The 18,028-nt window shown below is 70.1% G+C and carries 14 protein-coding genes and 1 pseudogene; 9 read left to right on the top strand and 6 right to left on the bottom strand.

Annotation, left to right across the window (positions count from 1 at the left end; genetic code table 11):
• Positions 1-370: 370 nt before the first annotated feature.
• The 5 genes from AC07EG_RS05690 (at position 371) to AC07EG_RS05670 (ending at position 4,906) form a co-directional block, all read left to right on the top strand.
• Complete coding sequence (locus AC07EG_RS05690; protein WP_478251840.1) at positions 371-1,315, top strand: ParB/RepB/Spo0J family partition protein; 945 nt, start codon at positions 371-373, stop codon at positions 1,313-1,315.
• 244 nt (positions 1,316-1,559) lie between these two features.
• Positions 1,560-2,396 (top strand): 3-hydroxyacyl-CoA dehydrogenase family protein, encoded by an 837-nt coding sequence (locus AC07EG_RS05685; protein WP_478252153.1) that lies wholly within the window; start codon positions 1,560-1,562, stop codon positions 2,394-2,396.
• A complete protein-coding gene (locus tag AC07EG_RS05680) occupies positions 2,393-2,686 on the top strand; it encodes an acyl carrier protein (RefSeq protein WP_478251839.1) in 294 nt (97 codons plus the stop codon). The genes AC07EG_RS05685 and AC07EG_RS05680 overlap by 4 nt, the downstream gene beginning before the upstream one ends.
• Positions 2,679-3,803 (top strand): acyl-CoA dehydrogenase family protein, encoded by a 1,125-nt coding sequence (locus AC07EG_RS05675; protein ID WP_478251838.1) that lies wholly within the window; start codon positions 2,679-2,681, stop codon positions 3,801-3,803. The genes AC07EG_RS05680 and AC07EG_RS05675 overlap by 8 nt, the downstream gene beginning before the upstream one ends.
• Positions 3,804-3,832: 29 nt before the next feature.
• The gene (locus AC07EG_RS05670) at positions 3,833-4,906 is read left to right on the top strand and encodes an HAD-IIIC family phosphatase (RefSeq protein WP_478252152.1); all 1,074 of its coding nucleotides are present in this window, start codon (positions 3,833-3,835) and stop codon (positions 4,904-4,906) included.
• A gap of 74 nt (positions 4,907-4,980) precedes the next feature.
• Here the strand turns inward: AC07EG_RS05670 and AC07EG_RS05665 are convergent, their stop codons facing one another.
• Positions 4,981-5,649: an O-methyltransferase gene (locus AC07EG_RS05665; protein WP_478251837.1), complete on the bottom strand. Its 669-nt coding sequence runs from the start codon at positions 5,647-5,649 to the stop codon at positions 4,981-4,983.
• 254 nt (positions 5,650-5,903) lie between these two features.
• Between AC07EG_RS05665 and AC07EG_RS05660 the strand changes: the two genes are divergently transcribed.
• Complete coding sequence (locus tag AC07EG_RS05660; protein WP_478251836.1) at positions 5,904-6,041, top strand: hypothetical protein; 138 nt, start codon at positions 5,904-5,906, stop codon at positions 6,039-6,041.
• 69 nt (positions 6,042-6,110) lie between these two features.
• Here the strand turns inward: AC07EG_RS05660 and AC07EG_RS05655 are convergent, their stop codons facing one another.
• Positions 6,111-9,194 carry an AfsR/SARP family transcriptional regulator gene (locus AC07EG_RS05655; protein WP_478251835.1) on the bottom strand — a complete coding sequence of 1,028 codons (3,084 nt, stop codon included), beginning with the start codon at positions 9,192-9,194 and terminating at the stop codon, positions 6,111-6,113.
• A 182-nt stretch (positions 9,195-9,376) separates the two neighbouring features.
• Positions 9,377-10,129 (bottom strand): thioesterase II family protein, encoded by a 753-nt coding sequence (locus AC07EG_RS05650; protein ID WP_478251834.1) that lies wholly within the window; start codon positions 10,127-10,129, stop codon positions 9,377-9,379.
• A 499-nt stretch (positions 10,130-10,628) separates the two neighbouring features.
• On the opposite strand from AC07EG_RS05650, the gene AC07EG_RS05645 reads away from it, so the two are divergent.
• Positions 10,629-11,861 (top strand): class I SAM-dependent methyltransferase, encoded by a 1,233-nt coding sequence (locus AC07EG_RS05645; protein ID WP_478251833.1) that lies wholly within the window; start codon positions 10,629-10,631, stop codon positions 11,859-11,861.
• Between the two features lie 18 nt (positions 11,862-11,879).
• On the opposite strand, the gene AC07EG_RS05640 is transcribed toward AC07EG_RS05645, so the two are convergent.
• Positions 11,880-12,857 carry an aldo/keto reductase gene (locus AC07EG_RS05640; protein ID WP_478251832.1) on the bottom strand — a complete coding sequence of 326 codons (978 nt, stop codon included), beginning with the start codon at positions 12,855-12,857 and terminating at the stop codon, positions 11,880-11,882.
• Positions 12,858-13,234: 377 nt separating this feature from the next.
• Here AC07EG_RS05640 and AC07EG_RS05635 point away from each other — a divergent pair.
• Positions 13,235-13,917 (top strand): annotated as a pseudogene (locus tag AC07EG_RS05635) (TylF/MycF/NovP-related O-methyltransferase).
• A 79-nt stretch (positions 13,918-13,996) separates the two neighbouring features.
• The gene (locus tag AC07EG_RS05630) at positions 13,997-15,235 is read left to right on the top strand and encodes a nucleotide disphospho-sugar-binding domain-containing protein (RefSeq protein WP_478251831.1); all 1,239 of its coding nucleotides are present in this window, start codon (positions 13,997-13,999) and stop codon (positions 15,233-15,235) included.
• Between the two features lie 14 nt (positions 15,236-15,249).
• Here the strand turns inward: AC07EG_RS05630 and AC07EG_RS05625 are convergent, their stop codons facing one another.
• Positions 15,250-16,020, bottom strand: a complete 771-nt coding sequence (locus tag AC07EG_RS05625) for an NAD-dependent epimerase/dehydratase family protein (protein WP_478251830.1) — start codon at positions 16,018-16,020, stop codon at positions 15,250-15,252.
• Between the two features lie 172 nt (positions 16,021-16,192).
• Positions 16,193-17,626 carry an NDP-hexose 2,3-dehydratase family protein gene (locus AC07EG_RS05620; RefSeq protein WP_478251829.1) on the bottom strand — a complete coding sequence of 478 codons (1,434 nt, stop codon included), beginning with the start codon at positions 17,624-17,626 and terminating at the stop codon, positions 16,193-16,195.
• Positions 17,627-18,028: the final 402 nt, after the last annotated feature.

The raw sequence follows: 18,028 nt of genomic DNA, 5'->3' as shown, positions 1-18,028 counted from the left end.
AGGTCGCGGGCTTGCCGAAGGTGTGGTCGCAGATGGCTGCGCAAGGTTGTTAGTGTGCTGTAATTGGCTGCTGATAGCTTTCGTTCGTAGTCGTCGCACCGCGAAGCCGCTGGGTGCCGGAACGCCGGAAATTGCGGTGAATGTGGGTTGACAGGTGCTGTAGCCACACCGAATTCGCTGGGGAGTGGTCACATGACCTTTCGGGGTATGCGGTTGGTGTGCGGGGCGGAGACGTCGGCACGCGTACCGGTCGGAGCGTCGTCGGAGGGGGTGGAACTCCGTGCTTGACCACCGGGAGTTCCCGACTCCCGCGGAAATCCGCGACCCGGTTCCGGAAGATTTCCACCACCCGGAGCGGCGGAGCAGTACGGTGCTGGTGCCGGTCGACGCGCTGTTGCCCGCCGACTCGCCGCGCCTCGCCGGGGAGGACTGCGCACACACCCGTGCGCTGGCCGAGACCAATGCGATCCTGCCGCCGATCCTGGTGCACCGCCCGACGATGCGCGTGATCGACGGGATGCACCGCCTGTGGGCGGCGAAGCGGCGCAAGCTCGACAAGATCGAGGCCCAGTTCTTCGAAGGGACGCCGGAAGAGGCGTTCGTGCTCGCCGTCGAGTCGAACGTCGGCCGTGGCTTGCCGCTCTCCCTCGCCGACCGGGAGGCCGCGGCCGCGCGGGTCATCGAGTCCTACCCGCACTGGTCGGACCGCGCGATCGCGGCGCGGACCGGTCTCGCCGCGCGGACGGTCAGCGTGATCAGGACGGGTTCAACCGCTGGAAATGCACAGTTGAACGCCAGGGTCGGGCTGGACGGCCGCATCCGCCCGCTGAACAGCGTCGTGGGCAGGCTGCGTGCCAGCGAGGTGATCGCGGCGCGGCCGGACGCCTCGTTGCGGGCAGTCGCCCGGGAGGCCGGGATCTCGGTCGGCACCGCGCGGGACGTGCGCCAGCGGCTCAGCCGGGGGGAAAGCCCCATCCCCGCGGGCCTGCGGCCGGCCGGGACGACGAACATCCCCGTACCCGCGCAACGGCCCGCGCCACCCGAGAAGAAGGCCGCGGACGGTGTCAACGAGGCCGACCTGCTGCTGCAGTGGCAGAAGCTGGCCAGGGATCCGTCCCTGCGGCTGACCGAAACCGGGCGAGCGCTGCTGCGGTGGCTCAGCTTCCAGTCGATCCTGCCGGACGAGTTCGACCAGCTGATGGATGCGGTCCCCGGGCACGGCGTGGAGTCGGTACGCAGGCTCGCGCTGCGCTGCGCGGGTACCTGGCAGCGGTTCGCCGATGAACTGGAGGAGCGGGGCCGGGCCAGCGCCTGAGAGAACGGGAATCCACCACGACGCCGGGCGAACAAGCGCGTTCATCGACCGCCCGGCCACGACTGAGTATCGTCGAGCCGCGGGCACGTGGCCGGCGAATGGTTTCCGCGACGGGAACCCTCCGCGAACCGGGGTGGGCAACGGTGTTGCCCGAGAACGGATATTCCGGATCCCGAGCAAAAGCTGACAGGCGATTTTTTTCGATGGAGGTGTCGTGTCGGAGGACCAGACAGCCCACCGGCTGATGATTCTGGGCGCGGGTGTGATGGGCGTGGGCATCACCACGCTGGCACTGGGGTTCGGGTTGCCGGTCACCCTGGTCGACGTCGATGAGGGCACGCTGGCGCTGGCCCGCGAGAAGATCCGCCGGCAGCTGAAGCTGGCGCAGATCATGGGCACGCTGCCCGCCGGTACCGCCCACGGCGAACTCGTCACGACGGTGTCGGCCGAAGGGGGCGCGGAAGCGACCGTGGTCATCGAGGCCGTGACCGAGCTGGCCGACGTCAAGGCCGCCGCGCTGGCCAAGGTTTCCGCGCTGGTCAGCCCCGGGACCCCGGTGGTGACCAACACCTCGTCGATCCCGGTCGACGAGCTGGCGGACTCGGTGGCCCGGCCCGAGGACTTCATCGGCACCCACTTCATGAACCCGCCGTACCTGATCCCGATGGTGGAGGTGATCCGCGGCAGGCGCACCGGGGCCGCGGTGGAGGAGACCCTCAGGTCCGCGCTGGAGCGGCTCGGGCGCAAGGCCCTGGTGGTCCGGGACAACCCGGGCTTCGTGACCAGCCGGGTGCTGCACCCGATGATCAACGACGCGGTGCGGGTCGTGCAGGAGGGCACCGCGCCGCCGGAAACCGTCGACGCGCTGTTCGAGGGCTGCCTCGGCCACCGCACCGGCCCGCTGCGCACCGCGGACCTGATCGGCCTGGACAACCTCGCCGACTCGCTCCGGGTGCTCCACGAGCGGACCGGCGACGAGGGCTGCAAACCGAACGAACTGCTGCTGGAAAAAGTCCGTGAAGGCCACCTCGGCCAGAAGAGCGGCCGGGGATTCTACGAATACGGGGGCCAACAGTCATGACCACGACGCCGGAACAGCGCACCGAACTCACCTCCGCGGTGATCGAGGAGAAGATCCTCGACTTCCTCGAGGAGCGCACCAAGGTTCGCTGGGAGCCCGAGGTGGACCTCTTCGACTCGGGCACGGTGTCCTCGATGTTCGCGATGGAACTGGTCGTGTTCCTGGAAGGTGCCTTCGACCTCGAGATCGCCGGCCCCGACCTGAAACTGGCCAACTTCCGCACCGCGCGGATCATGGTGGGCCTGGTCGAACGCCTGCGGGCGGAGGACGCCGAGGACGGCCGTGGCTGACCAGCTGCCCGGGCTCATCGCCCTCGCCGACGACCTGATCGGCGACCGGGCCGACGCGTGGGACCGGGCCGGGGTGATCCCCGAGGACCTGGTGCGCGAGCTCGCCGGGGCCGGTGCGCTGTGCGCCGAGGTCCCGGCCCGGTACGGCGGCCTCGGCCTGAGCAACTCGGACAGCGGCGAGCTCACCGCTTCGGTGGGCAGCCGGTGCAGCTCGCTGCGCAGCCTGATGACCTCGCAGGGCATGGCCGCCTGGACGATCCAGCGACTCGGGGACCGGGCGCAGCGCAAGGAGTTCCTGCCCCGGCTCACCGGCGGCGAACTGGCCGCCGTCGGGTTCAGCGAGCCGGGCGCGGGCAGCGATCTGTCCACGATGGCCACCCGGATCCGGCCAGACGGCGACTCGGTGGTCGTCGACGGGCACAAGGTCTGGGTGACCGCCGCGGACTACGCCGACCTGCTCGTGGTGTTCGGCCGGTACGAGGGCGGCGCCGCGGCGGTCGTGGTGCCCGCCACGGCCCCCGGGGTGCGGGTGGAGCGCGTTCCCGAACCCATGGGCTGCCGGGCCGCCGGGCACGCGAACATCCGGCTCGACGGCGTCCGGCTCCCGGCCGGGAACCTGCTCGGCGGCGTCGGCCAGTCCACCGCCATGCTGGTCACCACCGCGCTGGCCTACGGCCGCATCTCGGTCGCCTGGGGGTGCGTGGGGATCCTGCGCGCGTGCCTGGCCGAGGTCACCCGGCACGCGGGCGCCCGTGAGCAGTTCGGGAAACCGCTGGGGCAGCACCAGCTCGTCGCGCGGCACGTGGCGGACCTGCTGGTGGCCGAGCAGACCGCGACCCGCGCGTGCGAACACGCCAGCCGCCGCTGGGACGAACGGTCACCGGAAATGGTGGTGGCCACGGTCATGGCGAAGTACGTCAGTTCCCGGCACGCGGCCGACGGGGCGGCCTCGGCGGTCCAGGTGCTGGCGTCGCGGGGCGCCCGCGACAGCCACCCGGTCGCACGCGCCTACCGGGACGCGAAACTGATGGAAATCATCGAAGGCAGCAACGAGATCTGCCAGCTGATCCTGTCCGAGCACGTGCTCGTCGGGGCGAAACGGGGAGAAGATCGTTGAGCGACAAGAGTTCCGCGGCCCAGCCGGTGATGGTCAAGTGCCTGGTCTGGGACCTGGACAACACGCTGTGGCAGGGCACCCTGATCGAGGACGGCGAAGTGCGGCTGTCCGACGAGATCCGCCGGGTGATCGTCGAACTGGACGCGCGCGGCATCCTGCAGGCCGTGTCGAGCAAGAACGACCACGAACCGACCTGGCAGCGCCTGGAGGAGCTGGGGGTGGCCGAATACTTCGTGCTCGCCCGGATCGGCTGGGGCCCCAAATCGGCTTCGGTGCGCGACATCGCGGACAAGCTCAACTTCGCGCACAAGACCATCGCCTTCATCGACGACCAGCCCGCCGAGCGGGCCGAGGTGGAGTTCCACCTGCCCGAGGTGCGGTGCTACGAGGCGGAGCAGGCGACCGGCCTGCTCGACCTCCCGGAGTTCACCCCGCGTGCGCGGACGGTCGATTCGGCCAAACGGCGCGAGATGTACCAGGCGGGTTTCCGCCGCGACACCGAGCGCGCCGAGTTCACCGGACCGGACGAGGAGTTCCTGCGTTCGCTCGAGCTGGAGATGCGGATCTTCCGCGCCACCGAGGTGGAGCTGAGCCGGGTCGAGGAACTCACGCTGCGGACCAGCCAGATGAACGCCACCGGGGTGCACTACTCCGACGAAGCGCTGCGCGGCCTGCTGGCCGATCCGGCGCACGAGGTGCTGGTGACCACCTTGCAGGACCGGTTCGGCACGCATGGTGCGGTCGGCGTGCTGCTGGTGGAAAAGCTCGCCAGGGCGTGGCACCTGAAGCTGCTCGCCACCTCGTGCCGGGTGGTGTCCTTCGGCGCGGGCGCGGTGCTCCTGGACTGGCTGGCCGACCAGGCCGCGCGGGCGAACACGCACCTGGTCGCCGATTTCCGGCGGACCGACCGGAACCGGATGATGGAGATCGCCTACCGGTTCGCCGGGTTCGACGACCAGGACTGCGCGTGCCGCGGCGACCTCACCGGCGCCGGGGTGGACGGCGTCCAGCGGCTCCACCTGGAAGCCGCCCGGCGCAACCCGCCCACCACCATGCGGCTGATCGCGCCGGAACTCGGCGCCGGGGTGGCCAGCCCGGCGTGAGCCCGGTGGGCTGCCTGCGGGGGCGTGGGTGTGCCGACCGGTGCTGACCGGTCTGCCCACTCACGACCCCGCTCTCAGGCGTCCTTGCGGCGGGCGAGGGTGACGCCGTCGGAGAGCGGCAGCACGCAGATCTCCACCCGGTCGTCCTTGCGGATGAGCTGGTTGACCTCGCGGATGCCGTTGGTGTCCGGATCGTCGGAAGCCGGATCGACCACCCGGCCGAGGAACAGCGTGTTGTCCAGGACGAGCAAGCCGCCGGGTTTGACCAGCTCGATGGATTTCTCGTAGTACTTCGGGTAGTTCGCCTTGTCCGCGTCGATGAAGACGAGGTCGAAACCACCCGCGCCCGGTTCGTCGGCCAGCGTGTCCAGGCTGGCGCCCGCGTCACCGAGCCGCGGTTCGATGCGGTCGGCGACGCCGGCCCGTTCCCAGTAGGTTTTCGCGAACTTGACCCACTTCGGGTTGAGGTCGCAGGTGATCACCCGCCCGCCTGCGGGGAGCGCGCGGGCCATGGACAGCGTGCTGTACCCGGTGAACGTGCCGATTTCGAGGATCCTGGTGGCGCCGGTCAACCGCACCAGCAGTGCCAGGAACCGCGCTTCTTCCGGAAGCACCTGCATGGCCGTTCCGCCGGGCAACCCGGCGGTCTCGGTGCGGAGTTCGGCCAGCAATTCGTCCTCGGAGCCGGAAATTTCCCGGACGTAGTCGAGCAGTTCTTCGGTAATGGTGAGCTGAGTGGCCATGCGCCCAATCTATCGCTTCGACGGCTATTCCGGACGGTGAGGCCGACTGGAGAACATTGTGTTCTTGTGGCTCGAGAACCGTCCGGTTAGCCTATTCGCGAGAATGGCGGGGGTCTTCCGCCCGTCCTGATCTGTCCGTAACGGACGGTCCCGTGAACCCCGGCCCGGCGCAGCCGGTGAAAGGAAGGCACCCCGAATGCACGAGGTACTGATGTACCTGTCGGTCGTTTCGGCCCTCATGGCTCGCGGGCCTGATGACCACCTCGCTGACCACCTGGCTGACCCTCCTGCGCCCGATCTGGGCCCAGCAGCCCGGGGGCGCGGCCGCGCGCAGCTGCCGGACGGTCCTCCGGCTCGCCACCCCGGACTCGATCCTGTTGCTGCCGAGCTGAGTTCCCGATCACGAGTGTTCCGGCTGGTGCCAACCGGTCCGACCGCTCACGGCGGTCCGTCCCGCACCCTCAGCGGAGCGGCTGCGGCACGGCGCCGGACGGAATCTCCAGGAGGATCCGATTCGCCTCGCCTTCGTGGTAGCGGTAGCCGCTGTCGCGGGCGCCGGTGAGGGCGGAGGACGCGTGGCCGAACGCGTCCGCGTGGCGCGCGGCTTCGGCGTGTGCCCGGGCGAGCCCGAGGAGCGCTTCGAGCCTGCCGTAGTGGTGCGCCGCGCTCTGGGTCGAGTGCTCCAGCGCGTTCTCGTGCGCGTGCACGGCTTCGTCGAGCTCACCCATCCGGCGGCGGACGGTCCCGAGGACGTTCCAGGCGTTGGCCGTGGTGCGCGGATTGCCCAGTCGCACGGCGGACGCGAGGGCCCGTTCGCCGGTGGCGGCGGCGTCGGCGGAATCGCCGGCCTCCAGCAGCGCGATCGCGAGCAGGCCGAGACCTTCCGCGTGGTGGTAGCGCGTTCCGGAGGCATTCGCCCGGTACGACGCCTCACGGAGGTACTCGAACCCGAGCCCGGGCTCGCCCAGTGCCAGCTGGCAGCGCCCGATCAGGAGCAGGGTCTCCACCAGCTGGATCGTCGCCCCGGTCTGCTCGGCCAGTTCCCGCGCGGGCTCCAGGAGCGGCAGCGCGGTGGCGAACTCGCCGCGCAGCACGTGCACGTGACCCAGCCCCAGCAACGCGCTCATGCGCACGGTCGGCTCCCGCGGCCGGGTCTCGGCCAGCTCGAGGACCTGGCGGAACCGCGTGTGCGCGGCGTCCAGTTCGCCGAGGTCGAGCCGGACGCTCCCGTCCAGGACCAGCACCATCGGCCACCCCGGGGTGCTCGCCTTGGCCTCGTCCAGCGCTTCGTCGAGGTAGCGCTGCGCCGCCGCCAGCTCGCCGGTCACCTGGCATTCGCGGATCAGCGGGAGCAGCATGGCGACCTCGGTGGCGGCATCGCCCGCCCGGCGGGCGGCACGCAGGCCGGCCGTCGCCGCGGCCAACAGGTCGGTGTGGTGACCGGTGAGGCTCAGGTAGGCGGCCAGCGTCTCGGTGAGCTGCCAGGCCACTTCGGCGGGACCGTTCTCGGCGCAGTGCTCCACCACCGCCACCAGGTTGGCCCGCTCGGCGTCGAGCCAGCGCAGCGCGTCCGCACGTCCCCGGGAAGTCGGTGCTCCCGGGGCGGCGGCCGGGCGCGGCCGGGCGAACAGGGGGAGTTCGCGGTAGAGCGTCCGGACCGCCCGCTCCGCGGTGCGCAGGTACCAGCCGTACAGGCGAGCCTGCGCCCGGGCCCGGAGGTCCGGATCGTCGCCGGGCTCCCCGCGCCGCGCCGCGTAGTCCCTGAGCAGGTCGTGCATCCGGTACCGGCCACCGGGCACGCGCTGCAGCAGGCTCGCCTCGGCCAGCTGTTCCAGGGGGCGCACCGTGTCGGCGAGCGTGGAATCGGCGAGGGCGGCGGCGGCCTCGGCGGTGAAATCGGCGCCCGGCACCAGCGAAAGCAGCCGGAACACCGTCCGGACATCGGGTTCCAGCCCGGCGTAGGAAAGGTCGAACGCCTGGTGGACCGCGATGTCCTCGTCGTTGTCCACGGTCAGCGCCTCGGCCGGGAACCCGTCCGCGAAGGACCGGTTGTAGGCGCTGAGGTCGGGCCGGGGCCGGCCCACCAGGTTGCCGCCCGCGATCCGCAGCGCCAGCGGCAGGTGACCGCAGAGATCGGCCAGCTGGGCGGCGGCTTCCGGCTGGTCCCGGATGGTCCGCTCGCCGAGCAGCGTGCCGAGCAGGGACACCGAAGCCGCCGGCTCGAGCGGGTCGAGCCGGAGCAGACGCGCGCCGTCCAGTGCGACGAGGGGGCGCAGCTCGCGCCGGCTGGTGATCAGCACGGCGCATCCCGGCGCGCCCGGGAGCAACGGCCGGACCTGGCCGGCCGACGCGGCGTTGTCCAGGGTGACCAGCACGCGCTTGCCGGCGATCGCTGCGCGGTATGCGGCGATCTGCTCCTCTTCCGCCACCGGGACCTGTTCGGCGGGCAGGCCGAGCGCGCGCAGCAGGCGGGCGAGCACGGTGGTGGCCGCGAGCGCCGGTTTGGCCGAGTAGCCGCGCAGATCGACGTAGAGCTGGCCGTCCGGAAAGCGGGAACGCAGCTTGTGCGCCACCCGCACGGCCAGCGCGGTCTTGCCGACGCCGGGCGGGCCGGACACGGTGACCACCGGCACCGCCCCGTTCCCGCTGGTCTCCAGCAGTGTGGTGAGCTGCGAGGTTTCGGCGGATCGCCCGACGAAGCGGCCGAGGGCGGGGGGCAGCTGGGACACCGCCGGGGCCGGTTCGGGACGCCGGGGGCTCGGGATGACCACCGCCGCCGACGGCGCCGTGAGGTCCGGATCGCCGTTGAGGATGGCGTGGAACAGCTCCTGCAGCTCCCGGCCCGGCTCGACCCCCAGCTTGTCGGCGAGCGCGTCGGCGATCGTGCGGTACGCGGAGAGCGCCTCCGCCTGCCGGTTGGCGCGGTGCAGGGCGAGCATGAGCTGGTGCCAGAACTGCTCGCGCAACGGGTATTCGGTGGTCAGCGTGCGGAGATGGCTGATCACCTCGTGGTGCTCGCCCAAGCGCAGTTTCGCGTCGATCCGCTCACGCTCGGCTCGGAGCCGGATCTCCACCAGTTGCGGGGTTTCCGACCGGCGCAGGGCATCCGAGGGCACGTCCAGCAGGGGCTCGGCCCGCCACAGCGCCAGGGCCTCGTCCCACAGCCGGACGGCGCGTTCGAGTTCACCGGACGCCGCTTCCCGCCCGGCGCGGCCGGTGAGATCGCGGAAGCGGTGCAGGTCGAGCGCCTGGTCCGGGACCTCCAGCAGGTAGCCGGTCGGCGTGGTCCGGATGATCTCGGGACACCCGAGCAGGCGGCGCAGCCGCATGATGTAGACGCGCAGCGCGGTCGTCGGCTGGGCGGGTGCGCCACCGTCCCACACCACTTCGGTGAGTTCGCCGAGGGTCACGACCCGGTTCGTGCGCAGCAGCAGCAGCGCCGCGAGCACGACCCGCTGCTTCGGCGCGTTGACCGGCACCGGCGCACCCTGGGCACGCAACTCCAGTGGCCCCAGCACGCCGAACTCGAAAGGTGGGTGAATCACCGATGCTCCCCAAGGGTTTGGTTAGGGGAACTCTAGAACAAACGCACCGACCTGCGGGTGAAGTCCACGAGGTCGTGATTTTCCGACAATCAGCTGCCGACGAGGAGATGGGCCGGGTATAATCCGGACGTCCAGTGGAAGCGGTGTGCAACCGCTGGATTCCCGCGGTTGCACACCGCCGTCTAGCCGCCCGCCACCCGGTCCCGGATGAGCGCGTTGATCTCCTGCTGGTGGTGGGCCAGGAAGAAGTGGCCGCCGGTGAACACCCGGAGGTCGAAGCCGCCGGTCGTGTGTTCCCGCCAGGCCCGTGCCTCGTCCACCGTGGTCTTCGGATCGTCGTCGCCCACCAGCACGTCGATCGGGCAGTGCACCACCGAATCCGGCTGGGCCCGGTAGGTCTCGATCGCCCGGTAGTCGCCCCGGATGGCCGGCATGATCATCCGGAGGATCTCGTCGTCGCCGAGGAGGCGGGCGTCGGTCCCGCTCATCAGCTTCATCTCGGCGAGTACGCCTTCGTCGTCACGCTGGTGCACGGTTTCGTCCCGGTGGGTCGACGGCGCGCGCCGACCGGAGGCGAACAGGCGCACCGGGCGGGGGCCGGATCCGCGTTCCAGGCGCAGGGCCACCTCGAAGGCGAGGATCGCGCCCATGCTGTGCCCGAAGAAGGCCACCGGGCGGTCCAGCCAGGGGCGCAGGACGCCGGTCACCTCGTCGGCCAGTTCGGCGAGGTCGTCGACCAGGGGTTCGTGTCGCCGGTCCTGGCGGCCGGGGTACTGGAGGTTCAGCACGTCCAGGCTGCCCGACAGCGCCTGCGACACCGGGAAGTAGAAGCTGGCCGAACCGCCGGCGTGGGGGAAGCAGACCAGGCGCGCGGGCGCGTCCGGAGCCGGGTGGAAACGCCGGATCCAGGGGCTGCTTCCGGAAGTTCTTGACATCTGGGAGGGAATCCTCTCCACTCTTCCGGCCGGTTCTGCGGCACATCGGATCGAGTCCAGCGCGTTGGTCACCCGCGACGCTGGAATACAGCTCGGCCACGAAAATTCTTGCACTTCGAATACGGCTTGGACAAGCACAGCCACTACGCCAACGTCGAGGCCGCACGCTGCTGGCCCGCCCGTCCAGTCCGTGGCGCAGCGGCTTCCGCGTTCTTCTGTACCGCGTATTCTTGCAATACCCTGGTAACCCGTCGGCTCTTCCCTGACCAGTGCGTTGTGGACGAACAATTCGTTCGACGTCGAAGGAGTTCGAGTGCGGTGTACCGGTGTGCTCGGCGGGCGGATCCGGGACGCTCGCGGCGCTGGCGCACGAGCGAGGGGCAGGCGGCCACGTCGCGGACTCCGGCAAGCTGACCGCCGCGGAGGTCGTCCCGGCCGTGGAACGACTGACCGAGTGCTATCGAGGGCGCTGAGCTCAACTCACGAATCTGGAGTCCTGGTGGAAATCAATGGATGCCGCATCTGCGGGAACCGCGAACTCGTCTCCGTGCTCGAGCTGGGTGATCAGGCGCTTACCGGAGTGTTCCCGCGCAGCCGGGACGAGGTGGTGCCCTCGTTCCCGCTCGAACTCGTGCGCTGCTCGCCGATCGGGTGCGGACTGGTGCAGCTGCGCCACGAGCCGCCGCTCGAGCTGATGTACCACGACGGCTACGGCTACCGGTCGGGGATCCGCCCGTTCATGGTACGGCACCTGGCACGCAAGGTGGAGAAGGTGCGCGGCATAGTGGAACTCGGACCGCGGGACGTGGTGGTCGACATCGGCAGCAACGACTCGACGCTGCTGCGCGCCTACCCGCCGGACGGGCCGCTGCTGGTCGGGTTCGACCCGGTCGGCGAGAAGTTCCGGGAGTACTACCCGCCCAAGGCCGAGCTGATCGCCGAATTCTTCTCCAGTGAGGCGTTCGAGCAGCGACTCGGCGACCGCCGGGCGAAGGTGGTCACCTCGGTCGCCATGTTCTACGACCTGCCGGATCCCACGCGGTTCATGCGGGAGGTGCGGGACATCCTCGCCGATGACGGCATCTGGCTGCTGGAGATGAGCTACCTGTCGTCGATGCTGAGCAGCGGCGCCTACGACATCGTGTGCCACGAGCACCTCGAATACTACGCGCTGCGCCAGATCGAGTGGATGGCCGAGCGGACCGGGCTGCGGGTCATCTCGGCCGAGGTCGTCGACGTCTACGGTGGCAGCCTCTGCGTGGTGCTGGCCAAGGACGCCGGTCCGCACCGCCCGGACGAAGCCGCGCTGGCGGAGTTCCGCGCCAAGGAGGCGGCGGCGGGGCTGGCTTCGTCGGAGCCGTTCGAGGAATTCGCGCGGCGTGCGCGGCGGCAGCGCGAACAGCTGTGCGAGTTCCTCGACCGGTCGGCCGCCGAGGGCAGGCTGACCCTTGGCTACGGTGCGTCGACGAAGGGGAACGTCATCCTGCAGTACTGCGGGCTCACCGAGGAACACCTGCCCTGCATCGGGGAGGTCAGCCCGGAGAAGACCGGGACCTTCACCCCCGGTACGGGCATTCCGATCGTCTCGGAGGAGGAGGCGCGCTCGCGCCGTCCCGACCAGCTCCTGGTGCTGCCGTGGATCTACCGGGACGGGTTCGTCGAACGGGAACGCGAGTTCCTGGCAGGCGGTGGCAGGCTGGTCTTCCCACTGCCGGATCTCGAAGTGGTCTGAGCAGCCGGCGGCGCCGGGTCAGCCCGACCAGGCTTCGGGCGCCGGGCCGCCGCGGCCCACCGGCGGGAAGATCGCGTCGAGCTCGGCCAGTTCCCCCTCGCCGAGCACGGTCGCGGCCGCTCGCAGCGCCGAGTCGACGTGGTCCGGGGTGCGCGGCCCGATGACGGCTCCGCTGATGCCCGGCCGGGAAAGCACCCAGGACAGGCCGACCTCCGCGGGCGGCATGCCGACCTTCCGGCAGAACACCTCGTACGCTTCGACGGAGGACCGCAGGCTGGGAAGCGATCTCTGCGCCCTGCCCTGCGCCGACTTCACCGCGGTGCCGGCCTCGATCTTCTCCAGCACGCCGCTGAGGAGGCCGCCGTGCAGCGGCGACCACGCCAGTACCGCGGCTCCGTAGGCCTGCGCGGCGGGCAGCACCTCGAGTTCGGCGTGCCGGACCGCCAGGTTGTACAGGCACTGCAGCGAAACCAGGCCCAGCGCGTTCCGGCGCAGCGCGTGCTCCTGGCAGGCGGCGAGGTGCCAGCCGGCGAAGTTGGAACAGCCGACGTAGCACACCTTCCCACTGGAGATCAGCAGGTCCATGGCCTGCCACACCTCGTCCCACGGGGCCGCGCGGTCGATGTGGTGCATCTGGTAGAGGTCGATGCAGTCGACCTTCAGCCGGCGCAGCGATGCTTCGCAGGCTGTGACTATGTGCCGGGCGGACAGGCCGCGGTCGTTGGGCCGGTCGCTCATCGGCTCACCGACCTTCGTGGCGATCACGGTGTCCTCGCGCCGCCCGCCGCCCTGCGCCAGCCAGGCCCCGACGAGTTCCTCGGTGTGTCCCTTGTGGATCCGCCAGCCGTAGATGTCGGCGGTGTCGACGCAGTTGATCCCCCGGTCGCGGCCGTGGTCCAGCAGGCGCATCGCGTCGGCGTCCGCCACGCGCCCGCTGAAGTTCACCGTGCCCAGCCAGAGCTTGCCGGTGCGCAGCGCGGACCGACCGAGCTTCACCTGCGGTGGTTGATCGGGCCATGCGGTCATCTTCGCGGTCTCCCGTTCGGTCGGGTAGCGGCGCTCACCTGCGGGGCGCCTCCCAGTAGGCCGCCGAACCGCTGAATTCACCGGCCCCGGTGCCGGAAGGGTCAGGGCCCACCATTCCCGAGTGGAGCCTACACACCGGGCCGCAGGCGTAAAGGCGGCCTGATCGGGCGTTCCCACACCTGGGCACCGAAGGTATCGTGCACCCACGCCACCCAGTTCTCGATCGTTGCCATGCGGGCACCGGGTCTCGCGGCCGTGCACACCACGCGGTCAAGCCGTCGGAAGAAGGGGCCGAAGATGGAACCGAGCGGTCGTACCTCGACCTCCTGGAGCAGGTGGTCACCAGCATGAGCTACGGCGACGACCCGATACCGAACACCTGGGTTCCCAACGAGCACTTCACCCGCGAGCACCGGGAAACCGGGGTGGACCGGCCCAGCGAGGCGCCCACCGTGGTCGGCCTCAAGCGGGTGCGGAACGTCCGCTCCCGCCTCGACCGGGTCGTCGCGGACGGCGTGCCGGGCGACTCCATCGAGACCGGCGTCTGGCGCGGTGGTGCCCGCATCTTCGCCAGGGATTCCTGAAGGCGCACGGCATCACCGATCGCCGGGTCTGGGTGGCTGACTCCTTCCAGGGCATCCCGGACCGGCGAGGACGGGCACCGATGGACCGGGAGCTGGTCCTGCACCAGCAGAACGAGGTCCTCGGCGTCTCGGCGGAGACCGTCAGGGAGAACTTCACGCGCTCCGACCCCCTCGACGAGCAGGTGCGGTTCCTGCCGGGCTGGTTCGAAGACACGCTGCCGAGCGCCCCCATCGGGAAACTGGCCGTGATGCGCCTCGACGGCCACTCCATCCCGGCCTGCCGGAAGGCGGTCGAGCAATTCCGCGACACCGAACGAATCGATGACCCACTGGAAGCGATCGACGACCACAGCGTTTTCCGGCGACGCAGCACCTGCCCGCCGTTTCGGCGCTTCCGGTTCCGCAGTGGGCGCTTCTGCCCCATGCCGTACAAGTGTTCATGGTAAGCGGTTGAACGGTGAAGTCCGAGCCCGCCGCGGTGTCGACCACCGGGATCCGCGGCATCACACGAAAAGGAGAAAGCGCATGCGCGTGTTGTTCGTGGTGTCCTCGTGGCCGGGGCACTACTTCCCGATGGTCCCGCTCGGCTGGGCGCTGCGCGCGGCCGGGCACGAAGTGCAGGTGCTGTGCAGCGGGACCGATGTGGAGCACCTGACCCGGGCGGGGATGACGCCGGTGCCGGTGCTGGTCTCCACGGAACTGATGCGCGGCGCGCGGCTGGTCAACCTGCTCCTGGCGATGCACGGCGCCTGGCCCTACCCGGTTCCGCCGCTGCACCCGGACACCGCGGAACCGGTGGACTTCGAGGCGTTCGACTTCGCCGCCTGGTACGAGGATTTCTCGCCCAAGATGCTGGAAAACGCCACCCACAACACCGATGCCGCCGTGGCGTATGCGCGCTCGTGGAAGCCGGACCTGGTGGTGCACGACATCGCGAGCCTGGAAGGGGCGCTCGCCGCGAAGGTCACCGGCGTGCCGGACGTGCTGCAGCTGTGGGGACCGTGGAGCACGGGAGACCAGTACAACCCGATCAACGGGGACCCGGGGAAACCCGAAAAGCCGACGCTGGACTTCAGCGGGGCCTTCGAGCGCTATGGCCTCGGCGACATGAGCTCCGACAGCGTCGACTACGTGCTGGACCCGTGTCCGGAAGCCATCCGCCCGCTCAGCGAGGCGAAGCGGATCCCGAGCCGGTTCATCCCCTACAACGGCCCGGGCGCGGTGCCGCTGGACCTGCCCGAGCGCAGTGACCGCCCGCGTGTGTGCGTGGTGTGGGGCCGTTCGGCCTCGCAGATCTTCGGTCCCTCGGTGAACAAGATGTCCCAGGTCGTGGCGGCGGCGACCGCACTGGGAGCCGAGGTGCTGCTGTTGGCCACCCCCAGCGATGCCGCCGAGGCCGGCCCGCTGCCGGACACCGTGCACGTGGGCGAAAACCTGCCGTTGAGCCTGGTGCTCCACGGCTGTGACGCGGTGGTGCACTACGGCGGCGGCGGGGTGACGATGACCTCGGTGGTCTCCGGTGTTCCGCAGCTCCTGCTGCCCTGCGGCTTCGACCAGTCGACCGTGGCGAGCCGGATCGCCGATTCCGGGTCGGGTCTGGAGATCCCCAACCACGAGGCCGATGCCGACCGGATCAAGTCGGCGTTGAGCAGGCTGCTCGGCGAGTCGTCGTTCACCACGTCGGCTCGCGAGCTCGCGGAGTCGGCCAACGCGCTGCAACCACCGTCCGATGTGGTCGGTGAACTGCGGGATCTGGTGGGTTGAAGCAGCTCAGGGGGTCAGACGTTGAGCGCGCGGGCGTCCTGCACGAACGAGCTCAAGTAGCGGTCCAGCAGCTCGTCCAGGTAGCCGGGGCCGAAGTCGTGCGCGGCGAACTCCGGCACCAGCCGGCGCAGCTTCTCCGTGCTGACCACGGTCCGCCCCGGCTGGCCCGCGACGACGCGCCGCTCCGCCCGGATGCCCAGCTTGGCCTCCAGCGCGTCGACGATGTCCTGCACCAGGATCGGCGCCCCCGAGGCGATGTTCACCACTTCGTCGCACACACCCCGCCGTAGCAATGCGTCCAGCGTGGGCGCGACGTGCCGCACGTCCAGCAGATCCCGGTACACGCCGGGCTGCACCGTGACCACCCCGGAGAGGACGCTGCGGGTGAGCGCGGGCAGCAGCTGGTTCGGCTGCTGCCCGGGACCGATGACGTGGGCCAGCCGGATGATCAGGTGCGGCGTTCCGGAGAGCGCGCACACCCGTTCCAGCGCCAGCTTGTGCCGTCCGTAGGCGGTGGGCGGGAACACCGGCCCGTCCTCGGTCCCCGGCGAGTCCTCCGCACCGTAGATGCCGGCTGAGGCGGTGGAGAGGAACACCACCGTGCGCCTCGTGAGACGGCAGCGGCGCAGCACCTCGGTGACCAGTTCGCTCTCCCGGTCGAAGGCGGCGAGGTCCGTGCTGGTGGCGCTGGACACCCCGGCGGCGATCACCGTGACCTCCGGGTGCGTGTCGTGGAAGGGCGCAGCCAGGTGCCGCGCCAGGAAGCCGTTGCCTATGATCTCCATCCGGTTCCCGTCCTGGCAGGGCGCACGAGCCGGGCTTCGCCGGGGTGTGGCTGGTGCGATTCGCGCCTTCTCGCTGGGGGCCCTTCGTCGGCACCCAGCTCTTCTTTGTACTGCACGGAGACCGCCGCGTCCACTCATCGGGAAGCGCGTGCGGCACCGGAGCGCACCGGGCTCATGACAACCCCCGCAGGCAGGCGATCAGGCTCCTGGCCTGCACGTTGACGTAGTTGCGGTACTGGAGGAGTTCGATGAGCTGGTACAAGGCCAGCCACCGGTAGCCCGGCAGGTCGGTGTCCAGCGCGTCCGGTGCGACCTCGATGATCTGGTACCGGTTGCGGGCCTGGTAGAACCGGCCGCCTTCCTCGGAGAGCTCGGTGTCGAACAGCACCTGCTCCGGTGCGCGGTTGAGCACCACGTCCAGGAACGGCGGGCGGTAGTCCACCTCCAGGCGTTCGTAGTTCTCCGGGGTGCACTGCACCGTCGGCGCGAGTTCCACGATGTCGAAGTACCCCGGTTCGACCCGTGCATTGATCAGCGCGTGAAGCACGCCGTCGACCCGCTTCACCAGCAGCGCGACTATGCCGGTGCCGTGCGGCCGCAGCAGCGGCTGGGTCCAGCGGCCGACCTCGCGGCTGTTGCTGCGCACGTCGACGGCGATGATGCTGAAGAAGTTGTGCTGCTCCTGATGGATTTCCTCCGGCGCGCACCGCCACCGGTGCACCTCGTTGAGCGGCATCAGTTCAGCGTGCACCAAGTGCTCGGACTGCTGCGCGACGATCCAGCTGCGCACCTCCAAGGTGGTGTGCAAGCTCCCGGGGAGCGGATCGCAGGACCGGGCCAGTGCGGCGGCCAGCTCCGAATCGTCCGAAGCGGACCCCTCGAAGCCGCCGGGGAGGCAGGACAGCACCGTGCGTGCGTCCATGTTCACCAGGTTGTCTTCGACCAGCAGCTCGTGCAGCTGTCCCAGGGTGACCCAGCGGAAGTCCTCGTGCTCGGGGACCGGTTCACGCACCTCCACCACCATGTTCCGGTTCCGCTTGCGGTAGAACCAGGAACCCTGCTCGGATTGCAGCACGTCACAGAGCACGTGCCGGGCCCCGACGTGGCGGAAGTGGTCCAGGTACGGCACCGGATCGCCCTGGTGCACCCGGGTGTAGTTGCTGCGGGTCGCCTGCACGGTGGGGGAGAGCTGCACGCCGTTGACGTTGCCCGGTTCGGTCTTGGCTTGAACCAGGAAGTGCAGCACGTCGTCGATTTCCCGGGCCAGGATGCCCAGGATGCCGATCTCGGGCTGGTTGAGGATCGGCTGCGTCCAGGACGGTACCGGCCCGTAGTCGCTGCGCACCCGCAGTCCCTGCACGCTGAAGAACTTGCCGCTGTCGTGGGTGAGGTTTCCGGTGGTGTCGTCGAACTGCCACTTGTGCAGGTCGGCGAACGGGATCCGCTCGACGTGGTGCAACTGCGCGGCGTTGCGCTCGGCGATCCAGTCGCGCAGCTGCGGGGTCGGGATCAGCGCGTCCTGCACGGTGCGCGCCGAGCGCGCCAGCCGGTACGGCAACGTCGTGTCCGGCTTGCGCAGCAACCCGGTTCCGAACGGGGGTGCCATTGGGTCTCCTCACCACGGTGTGGATCTCCGCGTGCTGACCGTGCTGCGGCGGGGCGGGTGATACCCCAGCTCGCTCCGGCGAGGATCGCTGAACCACGTTGGTTTCCGGTTCCAACGACCACTTCGCGCCAATCATTGCCTGCCGGGCCGATTGTGGCAATACGCCGGGGGCGGTGCGGCCCGGAGCTACCTGCGGCTCCTCGGCACGACGACCCGGAGCCGGTCATTGGTGTTATTGGCGTGAAATCCGTCATTGCTAACCTGCTCGCCGAGCCGAGTCGGCACGGCGGTGGCGAAGGACCTGAAGTGTTGGGGGACTGGTGGACAACGAGGCGGTGCCCATCCGCGAGCGGACTGCCTCGCTGCCCGGGGTGAGCCGGCCGGAACCGGAGGAGGCGGCGG

This window comes from Amycolatopsis sp. NPDC045836, assembly GCF_056431745.1.
The sequence above is the reverse complement of the archived record's forward strand: the minus strand, read 5'-3'. Positions and strand labels throughout refer to the sequence as shown.